Genomic DNA, 24,909 nt, shown 5'->3' on the forward strand with positions numbered 1-24,909 from the left:
ATGATGACGCGTTCGTTAAGCCTGATGATGGCCGCCTCGGTGACCGGGATGCTCGGTTTCTTCCTGCTGTTCTCCACCGTCCCCCTGTACGCGGCGACCGGCGGCTCCGGCGCGTCCGGCGCGGGCCTGGCGACCGGCGCGATGATGCTGTCCACGGTGCTGGCCGAGCTGGCCGTCCCGTGGCTGCTGTCGCGGCACGGCTACCGGGCGGCGATGGCGCTCGGCCTGGTCCTGCTCGGCCTGCCCGCCCTGCTGCTGCCGCTGTCGGCGGAGCTGCCCGTGGTGCTGGCCGTCTCGCTGCTGCGCGGCGCGGGCCTCGGCGTGCTCGTGGTCACCGGCACCGCGCTCACCGCCGACCTGGTGCCCGCCGAGCGCCGCGGCGAAGGGCTCGGCCTGTACGGCCTGGCCGTCGGCGTGCCCTCGGTCGCCGGCCTGCCGCTGGGCCTGTGGGCGGCCGACGTGCTCGGGTTCGCGCCCGTCCTCGTGGTCGCCGGGCTGCTGCCGCTCGTGGGGCTCGTGGCGGTGACCGGCCTGCCCGCCGGCCGGCCCGTCACGGCCGGCGCGGGCGGGCGGACGGGCGGGCTGGCCGCGCCGATGCTGCTCTTCGGCTCGGTCACGCTGTCCGTCGGCGTCCTGGTGACGTTCCTGCCGCTGGCGGGCTCGCCCGGGCTGGCCTCGGCGGCCCTGCTCGCCCAGTCGCTCGCCACGCCGGCGGCCCGCTGGTGGGCGGGCCGGTTCGGCGACCGTCACGGCCCGGCCAAGCTGCTCGTGCCGGGCCTGCTCGCCGCCGCCGCGGGCATCGCGCTGCAGGCGTGGACGGCCGCGCCGGCGCCGGTCGTGGCCGGGATGGCGCTGTTCGGGGCGGGGTTCGGGGTGCTGCAGAACGCCACGCTGACGGTGATGCTCCAGCGCGGCGAGCCGGCCCGCGTCAGCGCCCTGTGGAACCTGGCCTACGACGCGGGGATGGGCGTGGGCGCGACGGGGTTCGGGCTGGTGCTCGGGCACACCGGTTACCGGCTGGGTTTCGTGCTGGTGGCCGCGCTCGTCGTGGTGACGGTCCCGCTGGCCAGGGTCAGGCCCGCGTACGCGGCACTCCCACGGTGATCTCGTGGCCGAGGCGGCGGCCGGTCAGCAGCTCCAGGTCGTCGCCGCTCCAGAACCTGCCCGGGTCGTACCAGTTGGGACGCCGGCCGCCGGGCAGCAGGCCCATCTCCTCGTAGGTGACGGCCACGACCTCCGCGCAGTACGCGCTCTCCAGCGTGGCCTCCTTCCTGGCCCGCCGCGGGACCCGGCCCCTGGCCCAGCGGGCGGCCAGCCGGGCGGTGGACGGGAACGGGGTGCCGTCGAGCCGGGCGACCACGCGCAGCGCGGCGTCCTCCATCTCGGGGGTGGCCTGCGGTTCGAGCTGGCGCAGCCACGGACGCTGGCCATAGCGGTCGGCCCAGACGGTGACCGCGTCGCGCAGGTCGTGCAGCTGGACCCCGCGCTGGTGGGTGCCCGACCACAGGTCGAGCAGCGACTTGCCCAGCTCGGCGTGCCACATCATGGGCGGCAGGTCCTCGATCACGATCGCCATGCCCACGTGGTTGACCGGGCTGTTGGTCATCGTCTGGATGGCCCGGTCGGGCACGGACCTGCCGCGGAAGATCCACAGATCGCCGGTTCTGGTCACCTTGACGGCCTCGTCGAGAGTCAGCACATCGCTAGCCTAGGCACATGCGCTGGTGGAAGATGCTCGGTCTGGCGGGAATCGCGGGGGTCGCGGCCACGGGGGTGGTGATCGCGCGCGCCGAACGCAGGCGGCGGGCGTACACGCCCGAGGAGATCAGGACGCGGCTGCGTGAGCGGGTCGAGGCGGCGTCGGAGTCGGCGGCGGAGGCGGCTCAGCCGGACGGGCGCAGCTCGTAGGCGAAGACCACGTCGGGGTAGGCCGGGTTGTCGTCGTACCCCTGGACGCCGCCCAGGTAGGCCCGCTGGTACCGCACCACCCACGGCAGCGCCGCGGCGGCGCGCACGTCGAGCACGCGTCCGGTGGCCTGCTCGTACGCCGCCTGCGCGGCCTCCTTGTCGGTCACGCTCAGCTCGGGCAGCCCTTCGAGCAGCTCGTCCAGGGTCCTGTCGCGCAGGTAGGCCAGGTTGAACACCGGCGGGTTGCCACTGCGGAAGACGTTGCCGAACCACGAGTAGCCGTCGGCGTAGTCAGGCCACCAGTACATGACGAAGATGTCCTGGCCGCGTTTCCTGCCCTGCTGCCACTGGGCGTTCCAGGACATGGCGCGGGCGTCGAGGGTGACGTTCAGCGGCTTCAGCTCCGCCGCCAGGCTGGTGGCCAGCAGCCGCTGGTCGTGGTCGCCCTGCGCGTAGGTGAGCCGCAGCCGCAGCGGCCGGCCCGCGGGTCCGTACCCGGCGCGGCCCAGCAGGGCCGCCGCGCCCGCCAGGTCCTGCCGGGGGGCGCGGCCGGCGACGTGGCCGGTCAGCCCTTCAGGGACGATGCCGCTGGCCGGCGCGGCCGCGCCCCTGAGCGCCCTGACCAGGCCGCGGTAGTCGACGGCCTGCTGCACCGCGCGGCGCACCCGCACGTCCTTCATCGGGCCGCTCGCGGTGTTGAACAGCAGCATGGCCGTCTGGTAGGAGTCCCGCTCGCTGGTGCGCACCCCGGGCGTGACCGCGGCCCTGGCGAACAGCCGGGGGCTGAGCCGGTCCACGAAGCTCACCTCGCCGCGGGCCAGCATCCGCCACGCGCGGTCGGGGTCGGGCACGACGCGGTACTTGACCGTGCTGTAGTGCGGCTTGTCCCATCCACCCCAGTATTTCGGGTACGCCTTGAGCGTCAGCTCCTCCTCCTGGCCCGGGTGCCAGGCCGCCACCGTGTACGGCCCCGATCCGGCGTCCCTGCCCGCGCCGAGCCATGAGCGCAGGTCGGGCGCCGCCTGCGTGTCGTAGATGTAGGCCGCGTACCCGGAGGAGGCCACCAGGTCGAGCGGCACGGCGTACTTCAGGGCGAAGGTGACGGTGCTCGCGTCCTCGGCCTTGACGGAGGAGACGGCGTCCCAGATGTAGGACGCGCCCGCGCCGGTCTTCATCGTGCGCTCGATCGACGCCTTGACCGCCGCGGCGTCCACCGGCCGGCCGGTGTGGAAGGTCGCGCCCTGGCGCAGGGTGAACGTCCAGGTGCGGCCGTCGGGCGTCGAGCGCCAGGAGGTGGCCAGGCGGGGGGCCGACTTCTTGGTGAAGGGGTTCCAGAGGGTCAGGGTCTCGTAGACGTTCTGGAAGGCGATGAGCTCGTTGGAGTAGGAGCTCGCGGGGTCCCAGTCGGAGATGACGTCCAGGTTCTGCGCGTACACGAAGACCGACTCGGCGGCGGGGGGCCGGGGGACCTCCCTGGGCCCGGAACAGGCCGACAGAAGCGCCAGCGCGGCGGCCGCTGCGAGACGACGGCGCAACGCATCTCCCTCTGTAACCGATTTGGGGGAAACCTACTGCAAGATCACTGACACATGTCCAAAAGTCCCGAAAAATTGGGCAATTGGGTGATCGAATTGCTATCCTCTGGGCTTGTCCCGTCCGGGGTTGCCAGCAGGGGACCGACCGGAGTGAGGTGCCATGGGTCGTAGCCGGACGATCCGCATGAAGATCATCGGACTACTACTCGTGCCTCTGACCTCCATGGTCGTGTTGTGGGGCGTGATCACCGCCGTCACCGCCGGCGAGAGCCTGGAGCTGCGTCAGTACAAGACACTCTGGACGAACCTCCGCCATCCGGCGTACAAGTTGATCAGCGAGCTCCAGCACGAGCGTCTCTCCTCGGCCAAGCTGCTGCGCCAGGCCGCCTCCCGGAAGGACGTGGCCGACCAGCGCACCCGCACCGACGCCGCCAGGGACGAGTTCAGAAAGCTCTCCAGCAACTCCAAGGACCGATCGGAAGAGATCCGTACGCAGGTGGACGCGGTGTACACGCAGCTCGGCAGGCTCGACGCGATCCGGGGTGAGATCGACGACGGCCTGTCCGACCGTCTGCTCGCCGGCGAGGCGTACAACTCCGTGATCGACTCCCTGTACGGCCTGCACCGGCGCGTCGCGCTCATCGACGACATCCCGATCTACGAGCAGTCCCGCGTGATCATCGAGCTGGGCTACGCCAAGGAGCTGCTGACCAGGGAGCAGGCCATCGCGCTCGGCCCGGTCACGCCGTCCGAACGCCGGCAGTTCACCCAGATCGTCGGCAACCGGCGCTTCCTCATCGACCAGGGGCTCGGCGAGCTGGACGCGAGCCTGCGCGACACCCAGGTCTCCCTCGTCACCTCCCCCGTCTACCAGCGCATGCGGCTGATGGAGGACCGGATCATCGCCGGCGCCACGCCGCCGCGCGGCTGGCTGAGCACCACCGAGTCGATCTCCAAGACGTACGGCGAGTCGCTCATGCGGGCCAGCACGCTGCTCAACGCGCGCGCCGACCCCGTGGCCGACCAGGTGCTGTCGCGGGCGTTCATCCTGGCCGGCACGTGTTTCCTGCTGGTCATCGTGTCGATCGTGTTCTCGATCCGGATGGGCAACCGGCTGTCGAAGGAGCTGGGCGCGCTCCGGCTCGCCGCGCTGGAGGTGGCCCAGGAGCGGCTGCCGCACGTGGTGGCCAAGCTGCGCAAGGGCGAGAGGGTGGAGATGCCGGAGTTGTCGGTGGCCACCAGCACGGTCGAGATCGGCGACGTCGGCCAGGCCTTCTCCACCGTCCAGCAGACCGCCGTCGAGGCCGCGATCGGCCAGGCGCAGCTCAGCGAGGGCGTCGGGCACGTCTTCCGGAACCTCGCCAGGCGTTCCCAGGCCCTGCTGCACCGCCAGCGCATCCAGCTGGAGGACATGCAGCACCGCGCCACCGACCCCGAGGCCCTGGACGACCTGTTCCGCCTCGACCACCTGACCACCCGCATGCGCCGCCACGCCGAGGGCCTGATCATCCTGTCGGGCGCCACCCCCGGCCGCGGCTGGAGCAAGCCGGTGCCGCTGCTCGACGTGGCCCGCGGCGCGACGGCCGAGGTGGAGGACTACCGCCGGGTCACCGTCGAGCCGATGTCCGGCCAGCGCCTGGCCGGGCCGGTGGTCGGCGACGTGATCCACCTGGTCGCCGAGCTCATCGAGAACGCGACCGTCTACTCGCCGCCGCACACGCAGGTCATCGTGCGCGGTGAGGAGACCGCCCGCGGCTTCGCCTTCGAGGTCGAGGACCGCGGGCTCGGGCTGAGCGCCCAGGAGCTGGCCGAACTCAACGAGCGGCTGGCCAGCCCACCCGAGTTCGACCTGGCCGACAGCGACAAGCTGGGGCTTTTCGTCGTCTCGCGCCTGGCCGCCAGGCACGACATCCGCGTGACGCTACGCGGTTCACCATATGGAGGGACCACCGCGATCGTGTTGATCCCGGCTGAGCACGTCGCCGATCCGGAACCGGAGGCCGACGTGAAGGAGCCCGCCCGTCCTGTCATGCGGGTGGTGCCAAGTGAGTGACGAGCGCTGGCTGGACGAGGACGCCGGTCCGATCGTCCCGGCCTACCTGCTGACCAGGGGCCGTACGGTGCCCGCGAGCGAGGCCATCGACCTCATCGCGGTCATCGTCACCGCCGGCGGGCTGACGCCCCCGGTGGGGCTCGGGCCCGAGCACCTGATCATCATGCAGAAGTGCACCAAGCCCACCCGGCTGGTGGACGTGGCCGCCGAGCTGAACCTGCCCATCGGCGTGGTGCGGGTGCTGGTCGGCGACCTGCACGCGCGGCAGCTCGTCCAGGTCGAGCTGCCGCCCCCCGCGCCGGACGCCAAGGTGCTGCTGGAAGTGATCAGTGGGCTGAAGGCGCTGTGACGGCCCGGCTGTTCAGCATTCCGTAGACGGTGGCGAACACCGCCGCGACCAGCCCGGCCGCCGCGGCGGTGCCGAACACCCACTGGAAGCCCAGGACGCCGGGGCGCGCGGCCAGGATCGCGGCGATGGCCGCGCCCGCCACGCTGCCGCCGACGATGCGCACCAGCGCGTTGACGCCCGCGGCCAGCGCGGTCCTGGACGGCTCGACGTGCTCGACGGCCATCGTGCCCAGGGCGGCGTAGCCGATGCCGAGGCCGACGCCCATGAGGGAGGAGGCCACGTACAGAGTGGCCGGGCTGCCGTGCTCGAACGCCAGCCACGCCCCCGCGAGCCCGGTCACGCCCGCGCCCGTCGCCACCATGAACGAGGCGGCGAACCGGCGCATGATCCGCCCCGCGAACAGCGAGATGACCAGCATGAACAGGGTGCTCGGCAGCAGGAAGAGCCCGACCTGGAGGGTGGAGGCGCCGAAGCCGAAGCCGGTCGCCTTCGGAACCTGGGCGAACTGCGACATGCCGGTCAGCATCGTGAAGAACGAGAACCCGAGCAGCATCGAGGAGACCGTCGCGCCGATCGTGCCCCTGTGCACCAGCATCGACATCTCGACCAGTGGCTCGGCCACCCTGCGCTCGACCAGCACCCAGACCACGGCCAGCACGGCGGCCGCGGCGAACAGCCCGAGCACGCCGGGCGACGTCCAGCCCCACGAGCCGCCCTCGCTGATCGCCAGCAGCAGCGCGACCAGCCAGGCGGTCAGCAACGCGGCCCCGGCGAGGTCGGGACGGCCCTTGCCGGCCGGCGCCACGTCCCGCACGAGGAAGGCCAGGATCACGACGGCCACCGCCGAGATCCCGCCGGTGATCCAGAACACCAGGTGGTAGTCACCGGCGGCCAGCCCGGCCAGGATCATGCCGCCGCCGCTGCCGAACCCCATCGTGGCGCTCAGCACGCCGATGCCGGTCGCGAGCTGCTGCCTGGGCAGCAGGTCGCGGACCACGCCGATCGACAACGGGACCAGCGCGGACACCGCCCCTTGCAGGATCCGGGCGACGATCAACCAGGTCAGCGACGTGGCCATCGCCGCCATGACCGAGCCCACCACCAGCAGGCCCAGCGCGCCGAGGATCATCGGGCGCCGGCCGTACATGTCGCCGAAGCGCGACAGCAACGGCGTGGAGACCGCGGCGACCAGCAGGCTGATGGTGAGCGTCCAGCTCACGGCCGAGAGCGAGGCGTGCAGCTCCCGCTGCAGCACGGGAAGCAACGGGACCACCGCGGTGTTCTGGAGGGCGGCGATGGAGGCCGCGAACGCCAGGGAGACCACCGTGGGCCAGGGATTGCGCATCGACGTCTCACGCGCCGCGGGTACGACGGCTGTCGCCATGTCGGCTCCTTTAGATAACTTAGGTAAGTAACCGAGAAACGATGATACATACGTAAGTTAGGTAAGCAAACAGATGGGCGAAGATCTCAACAGGACGGTGTCGGCCTTCCGGCGGCTGGTCGTCACGCTCAACCGCGCCAAGACCCATGAGTGGCTCACCGAGGCGGCCGGCATCCGGCTCGACCGGCCCGACGTGCAGATCATCGTCTACCTGCTCGACGCGGGCGAGCCCCGCAGGATCGGCATGATCGCCGAGGGGCTGCAGGTCGAGAGCCCGCACGTGACCAGGCACGTCGCGGCCCTTGAGCAGCGCGGGCTGGTCGAGCGCGTACGCGACCCCGACGACCGGCGGGCCTGGCGCATCGCGCTCACCGAGGAGGGGGCCGAGGTGGCGAGCAGGTGCCGCCGGGTCACCACCGAGTGGTTCGAGGAGGTGCTGTCCGACTGGCCGGAGGCGGAGCGGGCCGAGCTGTCCAGGCTGATGACCAAGCTGTCGGACGACTTCTGCGAGCGCATGCGCGCCCGGTACACCTGAGAAAACGCGTTGCGGGGCCGGGGGCGCGGGCGGCATGCTCGTGCCCATGGTCATCCAGCTGGTCATCCGGCGAATGCGCATGCCGCACCCGTCCGGGGGCTCCCGCCGTTGAGATCGGCGGCCCCCGGCCCGTTCCAGGCGGGTGGGGGCGCTGGTGTGCCCGGCGGTTTCATAAGCCGCTCCAGGCGGGTTCGATCCCCGCACCCGTCACCACATTGCTGGTAGAGATGGGCCCATGCGGATTTCGGTGGCGGCGGACAGCAACGACGGGGTGGCCGGGCGCATCGTGGCCGAGCTGCGCGGGCGGGGTCACGAGGTGCTGACCCACGGCGCACTCCACGACGGCGAGCGCGACGACTGGGCGTGGGCCTGCGAACTGGCCGCCAGAGACGTCGCGGAGGGCCGGGCCGACCAGGCGGTGGTCTGCTGCTGGACGGGCACGGGCGCCTCCATCGCGGCCAACAAGGTGCCCGGCGTGCGGGCCGCGCTCTGCCCCGACGCCTACACCGCCGAGGGGGCGCGCAGATGGAACGACGCCAACGTGCTGGCCCTCAGCCTCCGCCTCACCTCCGACGTCGTGCTCGGCGAGATCCTCGACGCCTGGTTCGGCGGCCGGCCCAGCACCGATCCGGCCGACGTGGCCAACGTGGCGCACCTCGCGGAGATCTAGGCTCTGCGGCATGGACAACTTACGGTGCACGCATTGCGGCGCGGAGGGGCTCGAACCCGGGTTCGTCGCCGACCAGGGTGAGCACTCCCGGGGGTACGCCCGCTGGGTCGAGGGGGCGCTGTCGCGCGGGATCTTCGGCGGCGCCCGGCTGATGGGCCGTCCCAAGTGGGAGATCGACGCCTACCGCTGCCGCTCCTGCCACCACCTCGAACTGTTCGCCACCCGCCCCGACTAGCCCGTCCCGCCGTGGCGGTCGGCTCATGACCCTCACGTCCGGGGGCACGGAAATCGTCGGTGCCGCCCTCTAGGGTGCTGGGCATGACCGACGTGCTGATCCGCGGCGGCCGGCCCTGGGGGCTCGCGTCCCCCGCCGACCTGCTCGTCCGCGACGGCCGCATCCACCGGGTGGGGCCGTCCCTCGACGCGCCCGGCGCCCTCGTCCTCGACGTGTCCGGTCAGCTCGTCCTGCCCGGTCTCGTCGACGCCCACTGCCACCTCGACAAGACCCTCTACGGCGGCCCCTGGGTCCCCCACTCCGCCGACGACTCCCTGGCCGGCCGCATCGCCAACGACCTGGGCCGCCGCGCCGAATTAGGCGTGCCGAGCGCCGAGCGCGCCGCCGCGCTGCTGGCCCGGATGAGCGAGGCCGGCACCACCCACGTGCGCACCCACACCGACATCGACCCGTCCGTGGGCCTGCGGGGCGTGGAGGCCGTGCGTGAGGCCGCCGCCCGCTCCCCCGTCCACGTGCAGCAGGTCGCCTTCCCGCAACACGGCGTGCTCACCAACCCCGGCACCGCCGACCTGCTGGCCGAGGCGCTCCGCAGCGGCGTCGAGGCGATCGGCGGCCTCGACCCGGCCGGCGTCGACCGCGATCCGGTGCGCCACCTCGACCTGATCTTCGGCCTGGCCGACCGGTTCGGCGCGCGCATCGACATCCATCTTCACGACGGCGGCTCGCTCGGCGGCTGGGAGCTGGAGCTGATCACCGAGCGCACCAAGGCGCTGGGGCTCGGCGGCCGGGTCACGGTCAGCCACGCGTACGCGCTGGGCGAGCTCGGCGAGGCCGCCCAGGATCGCCTGATCCAGGGCTTCGTCGACGCGGGCGTGGCCATCGCCACCGCCGCCGTCTACAGCTACCCGGTGCCGCCGGTCAAGAAGCTGCGCGCCGCGGGCGTCACCGTCGCCTGCGGCCACGACGGCATCCGCGACCTGTGGGGCCCCTACGGCTCGGGCGACATGCTGGAGCGCGCGATGCACCTCGCCTACCGCAGCACGTTCCGCCGCGACGAGGACATCGAGCTCGCCCTGGAGGCCGCGACCGTGGGCGGCGCGCGGGCCCTCGGGCTGCCCGGCTACGGCCTGGCCCCGGGCGACCGCGCCGACCTCGTCGTGGTGCCCGCGAGCGGCCCTGGAGAGGCCGTGGTCGTTCACCCTCGGCGCACTCTGGTCATGAAAGACGGCGTCGTCCTGCACAATTGACCGGCGGGACCATCGAAAGGCAGGCAAGTGCTCTCTATTCACCAGCGGATCGCGGCAGAGCTCGGCGTGCGCGACGGGCAGGTGCAGGCGGCGGTCGATCTGCTCGACGGCGGCGCCACCGTGCCGTTCATCGCGCGCTACCGCAAGGAGGTCACCGGCGCCCTCGACGACGCGCAGCTCCGCACGCTCGAGGAGCGGCTGCGCTACCTGCGCGAGCTCGACGAGCGCAGGGCGGCGATCCTGGAGTCGATCGAGTCTCAGGGCAAGCTCGACGACGAACTGCGCGCGCAGATCATGGCGGCCGAGACCAAGGCCAGGCTCGAAGACGTCTACCTGCCCTACAAGCCCAAGCGGCGCACCAAGGCGCAGATCGCCCGCGAGCTCGGCCTGGAGCCGCTGGCCGACAAGCTGCTCGGCGACCCGATGCTCCACCCGGCCACGGTCGCCGCGGAGTTCGTCACCGAGGGCGTGGCCGACGCCGGCGCGGCCCTCGAAGGGGCCAGGGCGATCCTGATCGAGCGCTTCGCCGAAGACGCCGACCTCATCGGCGACCTGCGCGAGCGGCTGTGGAGCCGCGGCCGGCTCGTGTCGAAGGTGCGCGAGGGCAAGCAGGAGGCGGGGGCCAAGTTCTCCGACTACTTCGACTTCACCGAGCCGTTCACCAAGCTGCCCTCCCACCGCATCCTGGCGATGTTCAGGGGCGAGAAGGAGGAGGTGCTCAACGTCGCGCTGGAGCCCGACGAGACCGCCGACTACGAGCTGCGCATCGGCGCCCGGTTCGGCATCTCCGACAAGGGGCGCCCGGCCGACACGTGGCTGGCCGAGACCGTGCGCTGGGCCTGGCGCACCCGCATCCTCGTGCATCTCGGCATCGACCTGCGCATGCGCCTGTGGCAGGCCGCCGAGGACGAAGCGGTGCGCGTGTTCGCCGCCAACCTGCGCGACCTGCTGCTGGCCGCCCCGGCCGGCAGCCGCACGACCATGGGCCTCGACCCCGGCCTGCGCACCGGCGTGAAGGTGGCCGTGGTCGACGCCACGGGCAAGGTCGTCGAGACCGCCACCATCTACCCCCACGAGCCCAAGCGCCAGTGGGACCAGTCGCTGGCCGTGCTCGGCGCGCTGGCCCAGAAGCACGGCGTCGAGCTGATCGCCATCGGCAACGGCACCGCCTCGCGCGAGACCGACAAGCTGGCCGGCGACCTGGTCAAGCTCATGCCGTCGATCACCAAGATCGTGGTGTCGGAGGCGGGCGCCTCGGTCTACTCGGCCTCGGCCTACGCCTCCCAGGAGCTGCCCGACCTCGACGTGTCGCTGCGCGGCGCGGTCTCCATCGCGCGCCGGCTGCAGGACCCGCTGGCCGAGCTGGTCAAGATCGACCCCAAGTCGATCGGCGTCGGCCAGTACCAGCACGACCTGGCCGAGTCCAAGCTGTCCCGCTCGCTCGACGCCGTCGTCGAAGACTGCGTCAACGCGGTCGGGGTCGACGTCAACACGGCGTCCGCGCCGCTGCTCACGCGGGTGTCGGGCATCGGCGCGACGCTGGCCGAGGGCATCGTGCGCCACCGCGACGCCAACGGCCCGTTCCGCACCCGCACGGCGCTGAAGGACGTCTCGCGGCTCGGGCCCAAGGCGTTCGAACAGTGCGCCGGCTTCCTGCGCATCCCGGGCGGCGACGACCCGCTCGACGCCTCCAGCGTGCACCCGGAGGCCTACCCGGTGGTCCGGCGCATCCTGAGCTCGGTCCAGACCGACCTCAAGTCGCTGATCGGCAACACCTCGGCCCTGCACACGATCCGGCCCCAGGACTTCACCGACGACACCTTCGGCCTGCCGACCGTCACCGACATCCTGCGCGAGCTGGAGAAGCCGGGGCGCGACCCGCGTCCGGCGTTCAAGACGGCGGCCTTCAAGGAGGGCGTGGAGAAGATCTCTGACCTGGTGGCCGGGATGATCCTGGAGGGCGTGGTCACCAACGTGGCCGCCTTCGGCGCGTTCGTCGACGTCGGCGTCCACCAGGACGGTCTGGTCCACGTGTCGGCCATGTCCCACACCTTCGTCAAGGACCCGCGCGACGTGGTCAAGCCGGGCGACATCGTGCGCGTCAAGGTCCTTGAGGTGGACATCCCGCGCAAGCGCATCTCCCTGACCCTCCGGCTGGAGGACGACGTCACCCAGCCGTCCTCGGAGGGCCGCCCGCCCCGCAAGTCGGGCGCCCGTCCGGACGGCTCCCGCAACGAGCCCCGCCGCGACGGCTCCGCTCGCGACGGTAGCGCTACCCGTGGCGAGGGCGGCCGCGACGGCGGCTCACGCGGCGACGGCCGCGACGGCGGCCGCGACGGCGGCCGGGGCGACGGCGCCCGCGGCGGTGGCGGTCGTGACGGCGGTCGTGACGGCGGTCGCGGTCAGGGTGGCCGTGGCGACGGCGGGGGGCGTGGCCAGGGCCGCGGCGACGGTCAGCGCGGCGGGCAGCGCCGCCAGGACCGTCCGGCCCCCATGGGCGCGATGGCCGAAGCCCTCCGCAAAGCGGGCCTCGGCGGCGACAACCGCTGACCTCACCCCTGACGGGGGCCGGCCCCAACCGGCCCCCATCAGGGCTGCCCCTCCCAACAACCCACCATCAGGGCTGCCACCCTGCCACCAGCCCACCGTTCAGGCCGGCTCAGCCACCGCCCCACCCATCAGGCCTTCTCAGACACCAGCCCACCGCTGACCCCGCCGAGCCGCTGGCCCGCTGATCAGGCTGCCCTCACCACCAGCCGACCGTTCAGGCTGGCCCAGCCGCCGATGCGCAGTTCAAGCCGGCTCAGTCACCGACTGGGCGGGGGGTTCCCTGGTGGGGGGCGATACGGTCGGAGGGTGAGGACATCTGTGTTTTCCATGGCTGTCGGCCAAGCCCGCGACCTGCTTCGCTGGCGTTCGCCGCTGCGGACCGAGCTCTGGGCGGCCCGGCTCACCGCCGCTCTCGAGCCCGATGAGGTGGGGCCGTTCCTGCGGGAGCTGGCCGAGGACGGCAGCGCCGAGTCGCGGCTCACCCTCGCCGCCCTGGCTGCGGTCGACAGGACGGGATGGGCTGGGGCGGAATCCTCTCCGGAATCCGAGGCGGGAGCGGGGGCGGAATCCTCTCCGGAATCCGAATCGGCAGCTGGGGCGCGGCCGGGGGTGCTGCGGGTTCTGGGGCTGGAGGTTCCCTGGACGACGGAGGCCGATCTCGAGCTGCCCGGCTGGGTGCGCCGCATGGGCCAGGTGACCTGCGAAGGAGCCTGGTACGGCAAGGCCGACCCGTACGGCGAGCAGACCCTGGCCGTCCTGTCCTTCAGGTACGCGAACGGCAAGGAGCCGCACATCCTCGTCGTCGGCATCGACCAGCCCAACGGCGGCCTCGCGGTGGACGCCGTCGTCGAGGAGGTCAAGTTCCTCGACGACCTGGGCCTGAGCCCGGCCGAGCCGGGGGTGGTGGCCGGACGGGTGCTGGACGCGTTCGAGCTGGGCGACCGGATCATGGGGACCCAGGTGGCCGACACGCTGCCCGCCGTCCGTCCGCTGGCCATCGCGCGGGCCCTCGCCGTGCCCGGGCTCGTACGGCAGGCGCCCGACGGCACGATGGCCGGCTTCCACGATCTGCCCGATGTGCCCGGGGCGCGGGAGGCGTTCGAGAAGTTGGCGGAGTTCGTGGGTGAGCGTCCGCTTTGGTGGAGTCCGGCGCGGGTGAGCCAGTTCCTGACGTCGTGGCTGCCGAGGGAGGCCATCCTGTCGGACACGGCGGTGGCGGCGATGCCGGAGGTGGTCCGGGCGTGGAGCCGGTTCAACGGCGCCCATCCCGCCGTACTGCACCAGATCGACGTGGACGCCCCGCGCCTGCCCGCCCTGATGGCCGACGAGTCCCTGGCGGGACTCGGCAAACGCATCGCCCGCCGGCAGCTGTGAGCTCCGCCTGAGGGCGTGGGGGGCATCGGCCGGGATGTGGGTGGATCGAGGCGGGGGTGGGGGCGGCTATGCTGCGCAGTGACGTTAGCAGTGCCCCACTTGGGCGTTTCGAGGGAGACTTGCGCGATGTACAAGGAGTTCGCTGTCGAGGCCGTCATGTGGCTCGTCCCGGTTGCGGTGCTGATCGGGGTCGCGCTCCTCGTCACCGCCTGACCCAAGACCCGAGGAGAACGGGGGCCGAGCACACGCTCGGCCCCCGTCCGCTGTCCGGCGGCGGCACGTGAAATGGCGAGGTGGGAGTGCGGCGGGTGGCCGGGCGGTCAGGAGGCCCAGGCCAGCAGGGGTCGGTACTGGCGGAGGCGTTTCAGTGCCTGCTTCTCCAACTGCCTGATGCGTTCCCTGGTGAGCCCGAGGCGGTCGGCGATCTCGCTGTAGCTCTCCGCCTTCTGCCCGCTGAGGCCGTACCGGAGCCTGATGACGAACGCCTCGCGCGGCGGCAGCGACGTGACCACCTCCCGGACGTCGGCGCTCATGGCGCGGCGTTCGGCGACTTCCTGCACCCCTGCCCCGTCCTCGTCGGCGATCATGTCGGCGATGCGGCTCTCGCCGGACTCGCCGACCGGCAGGTCCAGGCTGACCACCTCCTGGCCAAGCCTGCGTAACGCGGCGACCTGCCCGGCGGTGAGCGACGCCGACGCGGCGAGCTCGTCGTCCGTCGGATCGCGGCCGAGGTCGGCGGCGAGTCGCCGCTCGGTCCTGACCAGCCGCGACAGGTCCTCGCCCACGTGGATGGGCAGCCGTACGGTGCGGCTCTTGTCGTGGATGCCGCGTTCGATGGCTTGGCGGATCCACCACATCCCGTACGTCGAGAACTTGTACCCGCGGGTGTAGTCGAACTTCTCCACGGCCCTGATCAGCCCGAGGTTGCCCTCCTGGATGACGTCGAGCAGCGGCAGCCCGCGGAAGGCGTACCGCCGGGCGGCGGCGACGACCAGGCGGAGGTTGGACCTGATCAGCTGGTCCTTGGCCCGCCGCCCGTCGCGCACGACGGCTTCGAGCTCCGGTGTCGCGGCGCCGCGCTCGATCAGGTGACCTGCGTACAGTCCTGCCTCGATCCGCCGGGCGAGGTCGACTTCGTCCGCGGCGGAGAGCAGGGGGTTCTTTCCGATCTGCTCCAGGTACATGCCGAGCAGGTCGGGCTCTGCGGCCGACATGCAGCGGCAACTACCCGGTGAACGGCGGTGAATTCCCGGCTTCGTTGAGTTCGGCGATGGCCAGCTCGGCCGTGCTGCGGATGTCGAAGAACTTGTCCAGCGCGGTGATCGCGAACAGGTGCTTGCACCGGCCGTTCAGGCCGGACAGCAGCAGCTTGCCGCCGGAGGCGGTGACGGCCTTGTGCAGGTAGACCAGCACGGACAGGCCGGAGGAGTCGCAGACGCTGACGGCCTGCATGTCGATGACGAGGAGCGGCGGCTGGGTGAGGTCGAGCGCCTTGGTGACCCGGTCGCGCACCTCGGCCGCGGACCCGAAGTCGAAATCCCCGGTCAGCCGTGCGATGACGCAGGGGCCCTGGAGTCCGAGGCTGATCGACAAAGCCTGCTCCGAAGTCACCCAGCTCCACCTACCCGCGTTGTTTCCCACTTGTCGTCACTTCTCGACCACTTTACGAGAAGTAGCGCCTCGGGTTGAACACCAGCATCTGTTCGATCTGGTCATCGGTGACACCAGAGCCGAGCAGTGCGGCCAGAACGTCATCGTGAATGTGATCGTAGCGCCAGTTCGGCGCGAGCGTGTTCCTGGCCTCGTCCCATGCGCCGCCGAAGTAGTCCATGAAGCAGGCGGTGTCGTGGCTGAGGACCATGCGGTCGGCGTATCCGCGCCGGCACAGGGCCGCGACCGTGGCCACGCGCTGCTCGGTCGGGTTGTAGACGTCGAGGCCGAACCGGTCCATGCCCAGCGTCGCGCCGGTGTCGGCCAGGCGCATCAGGTAGTCGAGGTCGTTGCTGTCGCCCGCGTGCCCGACGACCACTTTCTCCAGGTTCACCCCTTCCTTGGCGAACAGGTCCAGCGCGAGCACCCCGCTCTGGGTGAAGGCGTTCGTGTGGACGGTGATCGGCGCCCCGGTCAGCACGTGGGCCCGCGCGACGGCCCGGCAGATGCGCTCGACGCCGGGCGTCAGCCCCTTGTGCTCCACCACGCATTTCAGCAGCGCGGCCTTCACCCCGGTGTCGGCGATGCCCTCGGTGAGGTCGCGGACGAAGTCGTCGATCATCGGGTCGGGCATGTCGAGGAACAGGCCGGGGCCGCGGTGCTCGTACTGGTGGGGCAGTTCCTCGAAGGCGTACAGGCCGGTGGCGACGACGATGTTCAGGCCGGGCACCTCGGCGGCCACCCGCTGGATGCGCGGGATGTGGCGGCCGAGGCCCCACACCGTCGGGTCGACGATCGTCCGCACGCCCTTGGCCGCCACCGCGCCGAGCTTGGCGATGGCGTCGGCGACCCGGAACTCCTCGTCCCACCAGGCGCCCTTGCCGTAGTTGTCCACGTGCTCGGCGGCCACGACGAACACGTGCTCGTGCATGAGCGTCTGGCCGAGCCGTTCGACGTCGATCGGGCCCCGGACGGTCTCGACGGTGGGCATGGGACCTCCATACCAACTGGTCAGTAAGTGCGCCCAACGTAGGCCGCCCCTGCCGCACCGTCAACCGTCCGGGGCGCGTTGCGATCGGCGCGTCGGCACATGTCGTGATTCACCGGGTCAGGCGCGGGAACAGGGGTTCCGGCCGCGGCAGCCGTTCCCCCGCCACCGCCGCCGCCACCCGGGCCGCCGCCGTCGGCAGGAACGGCTCCAGCTGGACGGCCAGCGTCCGGCACGCCCCCACCAGCACGCCCAGCGACGCCTCCCGCTGCCCGGCCGCCTGCTGCCACGGGCGGACGCGTTCGACGTACCGGTTCGCCTCCTCCACCAGCCGCCACACCGCTCCGGCGGCCCGGCGGAAGTCGAAGTCCCGCAGCGCGCCGTGCACGTCGCCCGGCTCGAACTCCTCGCGCACCTCCGGCACGTTGCCGTCCAGGAACCGGTGGACCATGGTGGCCACCCGGTTGACCAGGTTGCCCACGCCGTTGGCCAGGTCCTCGTCGGCCCTGGCGATCAGGCGGTCCGTGGCGAAGTCGGCGTCGCCCACGCGCGGCACCTCGCGCAGCAGCCACCACCGCACCGCGTCCACGCCGTACGCGTCCACCAGGGCCACCGGGTCGACGGCGGTCCCGGACGACTTGCTGATCTTGCGGCCGTTCGCGGTGAGGTAGTCGTGCACGAAGATCTGCGACGGCAGCGGCTCGCCGGCGGCCAGCAGCATCGCCGGCCAGTAGACGGCGTGGAAGCGGATCACCCCCTTCCCGACCAGGTGCACCTTGTCCGGCTCGGACACCCACCAGCGCTCGTGGTCCTCCCCTTCCAGGGCGGTGACGTAGTTGGCGAGGGCGTCCCACCACACGTACACGACCTGGGTGGGATCGCCGGGCACGGGGATGCCCCAGCCGCGGGCGCGCGCCGCCGACCGCGAGACGCTGATGTCGGCCAGCCCCGCCTCGACGAACGCCAGCACCTCGTTGCGCCGGGCGGCCGGCTCGATGCGCAGGCCGCCGCCGCGGATGAGGTCGAGCAGGGCGTCCTGGTAGCGGGAGAGCCGGAAGAACCAGTTCCGCTCCGAGACCACCTGCAAGGGCCCCTCGTGCCCTTCCGTGCAGGGCCCCTCGGGGTAGAACTGCTCGCAGCCGACGCAGTAGCGCCCTTCGTAGTGCCGCTGGTAGAGGTCGCGTTCGACGGCCTTCCAGATGCGTTCGACCCCGGCGCGGTGCGCGGGGTGGCTGCTCGTCCTGACGAACGCGTCGAAGGACAGGTCGAGCGGTTCGCGCAGCCCTTCGAACGCGGCCGCGTTGCGGTCCACGAACTCCCGTACCGGCAGTCCTTCGGCCTCGGCGGCCAGCACGTTCTTCAGCGAGTTGTCGTCGGTACCGGTCTGGAACCGCACGGGTTCGCCGCGCCGCCGGTGGTGCCTGGCCAGCACGTCCGCCTGGACGAGCTCCAGCGCGTGCCCGAGGTGCGGGCGGGCGTTGACGTAGGGGATGGTCGTCGTGATGTACATCGGCAGCCTCCAGGAAAGGGGCCCCGACACGACGAGAGGCCCCGGGTCACAGGGCCTCAACAGGACGTCGTCGGTGAAACCCCCTACGGGGCCATCATCACCGTGCTGATCGTCATGTCCGCCATCGTACCCGGCCTCAGGCCAGCCCGGCCAGCTTGTAGAGCACGAGCGACCCGGCCACCGCCACGTTGAGGCTGGCCCCGGTGCCGATCATCGGGATCTCGACCACGGCGTCGAGCAGGTCGAGCGCCTCGCCGGGGATGCCGGTGGCCTCGTGGCCGAGCACGACGACGGTCGGCTCGCGGGCCATGGTCAGGTCGGCCAGCCTGATGGCGTTCTCGGCCAGCTCGACGCCCAGCACACGCTCGCGCCGGGAGGCCAGCCACGGCAGCGGATCGACCCAGTGGACGCAGGCTCCGGACCGGAGGGTGTTCCCCCTGGCCAGCGCCTCGGGCACCCAGGGCAGGCGGGGCACGGCCATGCACGCGCCGGCCGCGTCGCAGGTGCGCAGCAGGGTGCCGAGGTTGACGCCGTGCATAGGCCACAAAGGGGCGACGGTGAGGTGGCCGAGGCATCGGGGCCGCCTGCGCCGCCGCTGGGCCTGGAGCTCTCTGGGGGTGCGCACCCGGATGCCGCTCATGCGGCCGGGCGGAGGTTCCTTACGCGGACGTTCACGAGAAGGGCGCTTTCGTCGGCACGCCCGGGCCATCGTCGAGAGGAATCACACTCAGTCTACGCCCGTGAGCCACGCGCGCGACGGCGTACGGCCCAGACGGCCAGCCCCACCGCGAAGACGGCCACCCCCGCGAGCACGGAGGCGAGCGGCAGGGTGAACGCCAGCACCAGGCACAACACCAGCCCGAGCACCGGCACGGCCTTGACCGGCGCGCCCTCGGCCCGGGAGAGGGTCAGCGCGCAGGCGTTGGCGATCGCGTAGTAGACCAGCACCCCGAACGAGGAGAACCCGATCGCGCCGCGCAGGTCGGCCACCAGCAGCAGCACGACCACGGCGGCCCCGACCGCCGCCTCGGCCCGGCGCGGGACCCGGCGCTCCGGGTCGACCGCGGCCAGCACGCCCGGCAGGTCACGCTCCCTGGCCATCGCGAGCACGGTGCGGGAGACGCCGAGCAGCAGCGCGAGCAGCGCCCCGAGCGAGGCCACCGCCGCCCCCGCCCCCACGACGGGGACCAGCCACTGCGCCCCCGCCCGGCGCACGACGTCGGCCAGCGGCGCCGCGGACCCGGCCAGCCCGGACGCCCCGAGCGTGCGCAGAGCGGCCACCGCCACCAGCGTGTAGACGACGAGCGTGACGCCGAGGGCGATGCCGATCGCCCGCGGGATGGCACGGGCCGGATCGCGCACCTCCTCCCCCAGCGTGGCGATCCTGGCGTATCCGGCGAACGCGAAGAACAGCAGCCCGGCGCCCTGGAGCACGCCCCACGGGCCCGAGCCGGGCAGCCCCGCGCCCGGCGTTCCGGGCGGCCGCTCCCCCGCCAGCCCGGCGACGATCACCGCGGCCAGCACGGCGAGCACGAGCACGACGATCACCCGGGCGACCGCGGCCGAACGCTGGACGCCGAACAGGTTGAGCAGGGTGAGCGCGACGACCGCCGCGACGGCCAGCGGCCGGGCCGCGCCCGGGGCGACGTACGAGCCGAAGGTGAGGGCCATCGCGGCGCACGAGGCCGTCTTGCCGACGGTGAAGCCCCAGCCCGCCAGGTAGCCCCACAGCGGGCCGAGCCGCCGCCGGCCGTAGACGTAGGTGCCGCCGGACTCGGGATGGAGGGCGGCCAGCCGGGCCGAGGAGGTGGCGTTGCAGTAGGCCACGACGGCGGCGAGCGCGAGGGCGGCGAGCAGCGAGCCGCCCGCCGCGGCGGCAGCCGGGGCGAAGGCGGCGAACACGCCCGCGCCGATCATCGCGCTCAGCCCGACGACGACCGCGTCGCCGGTGCCCAGCCGCCGCGCCAGGCCCTCGGCCATGCCGCCCCCTCCCACCGGCCCGCACCCTCGATCGGGTCACCGGTCAGGAGATCCCGAGGCCCCCACTCTGCCGCACGCCACCGACATCCTCGCCGCCGGGGCCGTCAGGAGGTCGCCTCGGGGCCCGGGACCACCAGCACGGGACGCCGGGCGTGGTGCAGGACGCGGTCCGAGGTGCTGCCGAGCAGCAACGATCGCACGCCGCCCAGTCCCCGCGTGCCGGTGACGATGAGGGTGGCGTCGATCTCGTCGGCGACGTCCACGATGGTCGACCACACCGCCACCGAGTCCAGGTCGCACCGCGGCGTCGCGTCGAGGCCGGCCTCGCGGGCCAGTTCGGCGCCGTGCCCGGCCAGTTCGGTCATCGCCTGGCCGATCGCCTCGTCCTCGGCCGCGGTGTTGTCGAGGGTCATCATGAGCCCGGCCGAGGCGCGGGCGGAGGTCATCGCCAGCCGCTCCCACACGGTCAGCACGACGGCGGACCTGTCCTGCACGGCCCGTCCGGCGAACTCGATGGCGGCCTTGGAGTCGTCCGAACCGTCGTAGGCGATCAAAATGGTCATCTTCACAGCTCCTTGGGCGAGGTCAGAGCCCTCCCTCTTTCCAGGAGCGGGCCGTTCTCACGCGAAAAGGGGCGGGAAGATCATCCCACCCCTCGCGAACCGGCCAGGCGTCAGGCCAGCACGGCCGACACCCGCCGCGCCGCCGGCCTGAGCATCGACAGGCCCGCCAGCGCCAGCACCCCGATCTCGGTCACGACCACCACGCGCTGGGTCAGGCCCGCCGGGATGTCGTCGTTGCTCAACGGGATGCCGAACATGCGCACCACGTACGGGACCACGACCAGCAACAGCGCCCCGAGGGCCACGCCGCTCAGCACGCGCATCGCTCTGGCGTACCGGATCCTGGCCTTGGCCAGCAGGAACCCCGCCGCGGGCATGACCAGGAAGGCGGCGAAGGCGGCGTAGCGGTGGATGCCGCCGGACAACGAGAGCGGCACCCCGGGGCGGTCGGTCGGGAAGGCCCCGATCAGGAACATGCTCGCCCCCCACGCCACCAGCAGCGCGACGACCCAGCGGTTGGCGCCGGAGCGGCGCAGCGCCTCGGCGATCAGCCCGGACCCCACGGCGAACAGCGTCAGCGAGGCCGGCAGCAGCCAGCCGGACGCCTGGAAGGCGTACTCGCTGATCACGCTGTGCAACGGGTCGAGACCCGCCTCGGCGTGCAAGGTGAGCATCGCGCCGGCTCCGGTGCCGATGGCCGTGAATCCGCTGACAAGCAATCCCCTCATGCCTTAAAGCTCGCGTAAGGCGGCCTTGACCGGCATCGGAGATGAGCCCCCAGCGGGCCCTGACCCGCCCCCTAATACCTTGGTCGAAAGGCTCCGGGGACAGGCTCGTGACCTGCGGAAAGACGACCCTGGGTAGGGCCTGCCTCCTCAGGGTGGGTGCAGTCGGCGGCACCCCCGATTTGACTTGGAGTGCACTCGAAGGGTGACTCTGGATGCATGACGATCCAAGAGGCCGCCCAGCGTACGGGTCTCAGCGCCCACACCTTGCGCTACTACGAGCGCATCGGGCTCATCCACTCGGTCGGCCGCAACGTCAGCGGGCATCGGGACTACGCGGAGGCGGACCTGCGGTGGCTGGACTTCCTCACCAAGCTGCGGACCACCGGCATGCCCATCGCCGACATGTGCCGCTACGCGGAGCTGCGCCGCATGGGCGAGCACACCTCCGCCGAGCGGCTGGCGATGCTGGAGCTGCACCGCGAGCGCGTCCGGGTCAGGATCGCCGAGCTGAGCGCGGACATGGACGTCCTCGACCACAAGATCGACAATTATCGGGAGCGGATGTGAAGACGCGCGTCCTGGGGACCGGCGGCCCGCGGGTGTCGGCCCTCGGCCTGGGTTGCATGGGCATGTCGGAGTTCTACGGCAAAGGGGACGAGAAGGAGTCGATAGCGGTCATCCACCGCGCCCTCGACCTTGGCATGAATTTTCTGGACACAGCCGACATGTACGGACGAGGCCACAACGAGGAGCTGGTCGGCCGGGCCGTCAAGAACCGCCGCGACGAGGTCGTCCTGGCGACCAAGTTCGGCATCAACCGCCACGACGGCACACGCACGGTCGAGAACAGCCCCGAGTACATCAGGGCGGCCTGCGACGCCTCGCTCCGGCGGCTCGGCGTCGACCACATCGACGTCTACTACATGCACCGCCGCAACCCCGACGTGCCGATCGAGGAGTCGGTCGGCGCCATGGCCGAGCTGGTCCAGCAGGGCAAGGTGGGCCATCTCGGGCTGTCGGAGGTGAGCGCGGACACGCTGCGCAGGGCCGCCGCCGTGCACCCGATCGCCGCGCTGCAGAGCGAGTACTCGCTGTTCACGCGGGGTCTGGAGGCCGAGATCCGGCCCGCGGCCAGGGAGCTGGGCACCGCGCTGGTGGCGTACTCGCCGATCAGCCGCGGCCTGCTCGGCGGCGCGCTGCCGAGCGCCGACCAGCTCCCCGACGACGACTTCCGCAAGCACCTGCCCCGCATGTCCGGCGAGCACGCCGAGCACAACGCCCGCCTGGTCGAGCGGGTCCGCGAGATCGCCGCGGCGGCCGGGATCACCCCCGCCCAGCTCGCGCTGGCCTGGCTGCTGGCCCAGGGCGACGACGTGGTGCCGATCCCCGGCACGAAACGCCTGACGTACCTGGCGGAGAACGCCGCCGCGGCCGACGTCACGCTGACCGCCGACCAGCTCGACGCCCTGGCCAGGGCGGTGCCCGCGGACGCCGTCCGGGGCGCCCGCTACCCGAACATGTCGGAGGTCGAGCGCTAGGCCGCGCGCCTGGTCGCGCCGGTCACGACCACCAGCGCGACCAGGACGAGCGCCGTCAGCGGGATCGGCGCCGGCGTCAGGGCCGACAGCAGCACGAGCACGGCCGCGCCCAGGAAGGCGACGCCGTCGGCCGGGCCGTAGCGGTGAGGCCGCACGTGCAGCAGCCAGAGCATCGACAGGAACACCGCGACGGGCACCGACACGGCCAGCGCCGCGCCCGTGGCGGACAGGTGTGACGTGCCCGCCGCGTGGTCGATGCTCACCTCGACCCCGGCGCTGAACGCCCCGACCGCCGCGAAGATCGCGTAGTGGCCGTACCCCCAGAGCAGGGCGCGCCTGGTGGAGTCGAGGATCTCGGCGGTCGGCGGGTCGAAGTAGAGCCACCACATGGCGAAGGCGATCACCAGCGCGCCCAGGGCCAGGACGATCAGCTCGGGCCGCAGGCCGGCGGCGCTCGCCTCGGCCTGGAAGGCGACTGTGGCGGCCAGCACGTTCTCGCCCATCATGATGATCGTGAACAGGCCGTACCGCTCGGCGATGTGGTGCGGGTGCCAGGGGGTCGGGCTGCCCCGCTCGGCCCACACGGGCACCGCGAGCTCCAGCACCACGCCGAGCGCGAACGCCGCCAGGTACCACTCCCCCGGCACGACCAGCAGCGGGATCCAGCCGACCTGCGCGACGCAGATGCCGGCGGCGTACCGCACGGCCGTCCGCCGGCCCGGACGATCGCCGCAGGCCGCCCGCAGCCAGTGGGCGGCCATGGCCAGGCGCATGATGACATACCCGGCGTAGACCACGCGGAAGTCGTGCTTCTGGAACGCCCTGGGCACCCCGGCGGCCAGCACCAGCACGCCCGCCATCTGGACCAGCGTGGTCACCCGGAACAACCAGTCGTCGTTGTCGTAGGCGGAGGCGAACCAGGTGTAGTTCATCCACGCCCACCAGATGGCGAAGAACGTCGTCAGGTAGCCGAGGACGCCCTCGGCCAGGTGCCCTTCGCTGAGCGCGTGGTGGAGCTGGGAGCCGGCGAACGAGACCGCGACGACGAAGCACAGGTCGAAGAAGAGTTCCAGGTTGGTGGCGACGCGGTGGGACTCGCCCGCGTCGCGCGCCCGCATGGGCCGCAGCCGGATCATCCTCCGATGTCTACACCAGGGAGGCCGGCAGGTCGAAGTAGGCGCGGACCGCGGTCGCGCCGGGGCGGCTGTGGACGCGTACGAGGTCGGCGAGCAGGTTGACGATGAGCAGGCCGCGCGAGCCGGAGCGGCGGGCCTCGACGGGCAGGCGCCCGGCCAGCGGATCGGTGATGTGACCGCCGTCGGCGACCTCGCAGACCAGCCGCGCGTCCTCGATCCAGACCCTGATCAGGCCGGCGCCGCCGCCGTAGTCGAGGCTGTTGGCGCCGAGTTCGGCCACCACGAGCCGGATGTCGTCGAGCCGGTCGTCACTGAAGCCCGCCGCCTCGGCCTGGCCGGCCGCCAGGGTGCGGGCGGCGGCCAGGTTGGTGTGGTCGAAGCGCAGCGAGACGCACGTGGCCGGCTCGGCGAGCGGCTGGTTGTGCCGCGCGACGACCTCGTCGGGCGCGTAGCTGGAGCTGGCCCACTCTCCGGAGGCGTCGCGCAGCACCGGGTGGGTGCGCTCGGCCTCGCGCAGCACCTCGGGCGTCAGCCCCGCCAGGTCGTACGGGCACAGGATCGTGACGCGCCGCCCCGTGAACGACAGGTTGATCAGCGCCTCGTGCTGGGCGCAGGCCGGGTATTCGGTCGCCGAGCGGCCGGGCCAGATCGGCTCGCCGATGATCCGCACGTGCTCGCCGGGATGCCGGTCGGCGACGGCCCGCAGCACGGCCGGGATGATCCGCCCCGGGTTGCGGCCCGCCACGCCCATGTCGAGCAGGGTCACCCGGGCCGCGTCGGCGCCCAGCCCCGCCTCGATCTTGGCGAGGTTCGCGGCGGGCACGGCCACCGCCACGGGCTCCCCGGCCGCCAGCCCCTCGCGGACGAAAGCCGTGGTGGCAGCCACATATTCCGGGTCACCTCGATAGAAGAGGGCCGGATGCACGAAAGGGTCCGCCGACATCAGGCACACGGTACCTCCGCATGAGGACTCTTA

Annotated in this window: 25 protein-coding genes and 1 tRNA gene; 13 read left to right on the top strand and 13 right to left on the bottom strand. The window is 72.2% G+C overall.

Going from position 1 to position 24,909, the window contains the following annotated elements:
• Entirely contained in the window at positions 1 to 1,104 is a 1,104-nt protein-coding gene (locus AB0J71_RS02910; protein WP_364412355.1) for an MFS transporter, read from the top strand.
• On the opposite strand, the gene AB0J71_RS02915 is transcribed toward AB0J71_RS02910, so the two are convergent.
• The gene (locus AB0J71_RS02915; RefSeq protein ID WP_352327466.1) at positions 1,073 to 1,696 is read right to left on the bottom strand and encodes a hypothetical protein; all 624 of its coding nucleotides are present in this window, start codon (positions 1,694 to 1,696) and stop codon (positions 1,073 to 1,075) included. The genes AB0J71_RS02910 and AB0J71_RS02915 overlap by 32 nt on opposite strands.
• Before the next feature lie 20 nt (positions 1,697 to 1,716).
• Here AB0J71_RS02915 and AB0J71_RS02920 point away from each other — a divergent pair, with 20 nt between their 5' ends.
• Positions 1,717 to 1,908: a hypothetical protein gene (locus tag AB0J71_RS02920; protein ID WP_352327461.1), complete on the top strand. Its 192-nt coding sequence runs from the start codon at positions 1,717 to 1,719 to the stop codon at positions 1,906 to 1,908.
• On the opposite strand, the gene AB0J71_RS02925 is transcribed toward AB0J71_RS02920, so the two are convergent.
• Complete coding sequence (locus tag AB0J71_RS02925; protein ID WP_364391703.1) at positions 1,884 to 3,443, bottom strand: ABC transporter substrate-binding protein; 1,560 nt, start codon at positions 3,441 to 3,443, stop codon at positions 1,884 to 1,886. The genes AB0J71_RS02920 and AB0J71_RS02925 overlap by 25 nt on opposite strands.
• Positions 3,444 to 3,651: 208 nt before the next feature.
• Between AB0J71_RS02925 and AB0J71_RS02930 the strand changes: the two genes are divergently transcribed.
• Both AB0J71_RS02930 and AB0J71_RS02935 read left to right on the top strand, forming a co-directional pair.
• Complete coding sequence (locus tag AB0J71_RS02930; RefSeq protein WP_352328719.1) at positions 3,652 to 5,496, top strand: nitrate- and nitrite sensing domain-containing protein; 1,845 nt, start codon at positions 3,652 to 3,654, stop codon at positions 5,494 to 5,496.
• Positions 5,489 to 5,845: a DUF742 domain-containing protein gene (locus tag AB0J71_RS02935; protein ID WP_352328721.1), complete on the top strand. Its 357-nt coding sequence runs from the start codon at positions 5,489 to 5,491 to the stop codon at positions 5,843 to 5,845. Before AB0J71_RS02930 ends, AB0J71_RS02935 begins: the two co-directional genes overlap by 8 nt.
• Here AB0J71_RS02935 and AB0J71_RS02940 read toward each other — a convergent pair.
• Entirely contained in the window at positions 5,823 to 7,229 is a 1,407-nt protein-coding gene (locus tag AB0J71_RS02940; protein ID WP_364412358.1) for an MFS transporter, read from the bottom strand. The two genes, AB0J71_RS02935 and AB0J71_RS02940, sit on opposite strands and share 23 nt — an antisense overlap.
• A 73-nt stretch (positions 7,230 to 7,302) precedes the next feature.
• On the opposite strand from AB0J71_RS02940, the gene AB0J71_RS02945 reads away from it, so the two are divergent.
• The 7 genes from AB0J71_RS02945 to AB0J71_RS02975 all read left to right on the top strand — a co-directional run bounded on the left by AB0J71_RS02945 (position 7,303) and on the right by AB0J71_RS02975 (position 13,840).
• Positions 7,303 to 7,764 (top strand): MarR family transcriptional regulator, encoded by a 462-nt coding sequence (locus AB0J71_RS02945; protein WP_352328725.1) that lies wholly within the window; start codon positions 7,303 to 7,305, stop codon positions 7,762 to 7,764.
• 137 nt (positions 7,765 to 7,901) lie between these two features.
• A tRNA-Met gene (locus tag AB0J71_RS02950) sits at positions 7,902 to 7,977 on the top strand.
• A 22-nt stretch (positions 7,978 to 7,999) separates the two neighbouring features.
• A complete protein-coding gene (locus AB0J71_RS02955; RefSeq protein WP_364412361.1) occupies positions 8,000 to 8,434 on the top strand; it encodes an RpiB/LacA/LacB family sugar-phosphate isomerase in 435 nt (144 codons plus the stop codon).
• 10 nt (positions 8,435 to 8,444) lie between these two features.
• The gene (locus tag AB0J71_RS02960; RefSeq protein ID WP_352328727.1) at positions 8,445 to 8,669 is read left to right on the top strand and encodes a hypothetical protein; all 225 of its coding nucleotides are present in this window, start codon (positions 8,445 to 8,447) and stop codon (positions 8,667 to 8,669) included.
• A gap of 83 nt (positions 8,670 to 8,752) precedes the next feature.
• Entirely contained in the window at positions 8,753 to 9,916 is a 1,164-nt protein-coding gene (locus AB0J71_RS02965) for an amidohydrolase (RefSeq protein ID WP_364412364.1), read from the top strand.
• A gap of 27 nt (positions 9,917 to 9,943) precedes the next feature.
• Entirely contained in the window at positions 9,944 to 12,466 is a 2,523-nt protein-coding gene (locus AB0J71_RS02970; protein WP_364412366.1) for a Tex family protein, read from the top strand.
• A gap of 327 nt (positions 12,467 to 12,793) precedes the next feature.
• Entirely contained in the window at positions 12,794 to 13,840 is a 1,047-nt protein-coding gene (locus tag AB0J71_RS02975) for a hypothetical protein (protein WP_364412369.1), read from the top strand.
• 320 nt (positions 13,841 to 14,160) lie between these two features.
• On the opposite strand, the gene AB0J71_RS02980 is transcribed toward AB0J71_RS02975, so the two are convergent.
• The 8 genes from AB0J71_RS02980 to AB0J71_RS03015 form a co-directional block, all read right to left on the bottom strand.
• Entirely contained in the window at positions 14,161 to 15,054 is an 894-nt protein-coding gene (locus AB0J71_RS02980; RefSeq protein ID WP_352327165.1) for a sigma-70 family RNA polymerase sigma factor, read from the bottom strand.
• A 10-nt stretch (positions 15,055 to 15,064) separates the two neighbouring features.
• Positions 15,065 to 15,451 (bottom strand): STAS domain-containing protein, encoded by a 387-nt coding sequence (locus tag AB0J71_RS02985; protein WP_352327166.1) that lies wholly within the window; start codon positions 15,449 to 15,451, stop codon positions 15,065 to 15,067.
• A gap of 52 nt (positions 15,452 to 15,503) precedes the next feature.
• Positions 15,504 to 16,481 (bottom strand): phosphotriesterase-related protein, encoded by a 978-nt coding sequence (locus tag AB0J71_RS02990; RefSeq protein ID WP_364412372.1) that lies wholly within the window; start codon positions 16,479 to 16,481, stop codon positions 15,504 to 15,506.
• A 109-nt stretch (positions 16,482 to 16,590) separates the two neighbouring features.
• Positions 16,591 to 17,988, bottom strand: coding sequence for a methionine--tRNA ligase (locus tag AB0J71_RS02995; RefSeq protein WP_364412375.1), 1,398 nt, complete (start codon positions 17,986 to 17,988; stop codon positions 16,591 to 16,593).
• A gap of 136 nt (positions 17,989 to 18,124) precedes the next feature.
• Positions 18,125 to 18,628 (bottom strand): TrmH family RNA methyltransferase, encoded by a 504-nt coding sequence (locus AB0J71_RS03000; RefSeq protein WP_352327169.1) that lies wholly within the window; start codon positions 18,626 to 18,628, stop codon positions 18,125 to 18,127.
• Between the two features lie 92 nt (positions 18,629 to 18,720).
• On the bottom strand, positions 18,721 to 19,968 hold the full coding sequence (locus AB0J71_RS03005; RefSeq protein ID WP_352327170.1) for an APC family permease: 1,248 nt from the start codon (positions 19,966 to 19,968) through the stop codon (positions 18,721 to 18,723).
• Positions 19,969 to 20,072: 104 nt separating this feature from the next.
• Entirely contained in the window at positions 20,073 to 20,531 is a 459-nt protein-coding gene (locus tag AB0J71_RS03010; RefSeq protein ID WP_352327171.1) for a universal stress protein, read from the bottom strand.
• A 110-nt stretch (positions 20,532 to 20,641) separates the two neighbouring features.
• Positions 20,642 to 21,259, bottom strand: coding sequence for a DUF998 domain-containing protein (locus AB0J71_RS03015; protein WP_352327172.1), 618 nt, complete (start codon positions 21,257 to 21,259; stop codon positions 20,642 to 20,644).
• A gap of 216 nt (positions 21,260 to 21,475) precedes the next feature.
• Between AB0J71_RS03015 and AB0J71_RS03020 the strand changes: the two genes are divergently transcribed.
• The gene (locus AB0J71_RS03020) at positions 21,476 to 21,826 is read left to right on the top strand and encodes a MerR family transcriptional regulator (protein ID WP_364412378.1); all 351 of its coding nucleotides are present in this window, start codon (positions 21,476 to 21,478) and stop codon (positions 21,824 to 21,826) included.
• Positions 21,823 to 22,797, top strand: a complete 975-nt coding sequence (locus AB0J71_RS03025) for an aldo/keto reductase (protein ID WP_352327174.1) — start codon at positions 21,823 to 21,825, stop codon at positions 22,795 to 22,797. The genes AB0J71_RS03020 and AB0J71_RS03025 overlap by 4 nt, the downstream gene beginning before the upstream one ends.
• Here AB0J71_RS03025 and AB0J71_RS03030 read toward each other — a convergent pair.
• Positions 22,794 to 23,933 (bottom strand): low temperature requirement protein A, encoded by a 1,140-nt coding sequence (locus tag AB0J71_RS03030; RefSeq protein WP_364412381.1) that lies wholly within the window; start codon positions 23,931 to 23,933, stop codon positions 22,794 to 22,796. The genes AB0J71_RS03025 and AB0J71_RS03030 overlap by 4 nt on opposite strands.
• 10 nt (positions 23,934 to 23,943) lie before the next feature.
• Positions 23,944 to 24,876, bottom strand: a complete 933-nt coding sequence (locus tag AB0J71_RS03035) for a sensor histidine kinase (RefSeq protein WP_352327176.1) — start codon at positions 24,874 to 24,876, stop codon at positions 23,944 to 23,946.
• Positions 24,877 to 24,909: the final 33 nt, after the last annotated feature.

It is taken from the genome of Nonomuraea sp. NPDC049637 (assembly GCF_040675235.1).
In the GTDB taxonomy this organism is placed as follows: Bacteria; Actinomycetota; Actinomycetes; order Streptosporangiales; family Streptosporangiaceae; genus Nonomuraea.

What these genes read in the sequence shown, in the direction of transcription:
- AB0J71_RS03005 (WP_352327170.1), bottom strand. Translation starts at nt 19,968, where the DNA reads ATGGCCGAGGGCCTGGCGCGGCGGCTGGGCACCGGCGACGCGGTCGTC.
- AB0J71_RS02910 (WP_364412355.1), top strand. Translation starts at nt 1, where the DNA reads ATGATGACGCGTTCGTTAAGCCTGATGATGGCCGCCTCGGTGACCGGG.
- AB0J71_RS03035 (WP_352327176.1), bottom strand. Translation starts at nt 24,876, where the DNA reads ATGTCGGCGGACCCTTTCGTGCATCCGGCCCTCTTCTATCGAGGTGAC.
- AB0J71_RS03010 (WP_352327171.1), bottom strand. Translation starts at nt 20,531, where the DNA reads ATGACCATTTTGATCGCCTACGACGGTTCGGACGACTCCAAGGCCGCC.
- AB0J71_RS02955 (WP_364412361.1), top strand. Translation starts at nt 8,000, where the DNA reads ATGCGGATTTCGGTGGCGGCGGACAGCAACGACGGGGTGGCCGGGCGC.
- AB0J71_RS02990 (WP_364412372.1), bottom strand. Translation starts at nt 16,481, where the DNA reads ATGCCCACCGTCGAGACCGTCCGGGGCCCGATCGACGTCGAACGGCTC.
- AB0J71_RS02965 (WP_364412364.1), top strand. Translation starts at nt 8,753, where the DNA reads ATGACCGACGTGCTGATCCGCGGCGGCCGGCCCTGGGGGCTCGCGTCC.
- AB0J71_RS02995 (WP_364412375.1), bottom strand. Translation starts at nt 17,988, where the DNA reads ATGTACATCACGACGACCATCCCCTACGTCAACGCCCGCCCGCACCTC.
- AB0J71_RS02960 (WP_352328727.1), top strand. Translation starts at nt 8,445, where the DNA reads ATGGACAACTTACGGTGCACGCATTGCGGCGCGGAGGGGCTCGAACCC.
- AB0J71_RS03030 (WP_364412381.1), bottom strand. Translation starts at nt 23,933, where the DNA reads ATGATCCGGCTGCGGCCCATGCGGGCGCGCGACGCGGGCGAGTCCCAC.
- AB0J71_RS03015 (WP_352327172.1), bottom strand. Translation starts at nt 21,259, where the DNA reads ATGAGGGGATTGCTTGTCAGCGGATTCACGGCCATCGGCACCGGAGCC.
- AB0J71_RS02940 (WP_364412358.1), bottom strand. Translation starts at nt 7,229, where the DNA reads ATGGCGACAGCCGTCGTACCCGCGGCGCGTGAGACGTCGATGCGCAAT.
- AB0J71_RS02945 (WP_352328725.1), top strand. Translation starts at nt 7,303, where the DNA reads ATGGGCGAAGATCTCAACAGGACGGTGTCGGCCTTCCGGCGGCTGGTC.
- AB0J71_RS02975 (WP_364412369.1), top strand. Translation starts at nt 12,794, where the DNA reads ATGGCTGTCGGCCAAGCCCGCGACCTGCTTCGCTGGCGTTCGCCGCTG.
- AB0J71_RS03000 (WP_352327169.1), bottom strand. Translation starts at nt 18,628, where the DNA reads ATGAGCGGCATCCGGGTGCGCACCCCCAGAGAGCTCCAGGCCCAGCGG.
- AB0J71_RS02980 (WP_352327165.1), bottom strand. Translation starts at nt 15,054, where the DNA reads ATGTCGGCCGCAGAGCCCGACCTGCTCGGCATGTACCTGGAGCAGATC.
- AB0J71_RS02920 (WP_352327461.1), top strand. Translation starts at nt 1,717, where the DNA reads ATGCGCTGGTGGAAGATGCTCGGTCTGGCGGGAATCGCGGGGGTCGCG.
- AB0J71_RS03020 (WP_364412378.1), top strand. Translation starts at nt 21,476, where the DNA reads ATGACGATCCAAGAGGCCGCCCAGCGTACGGGTCTCAGCGCCCACACC.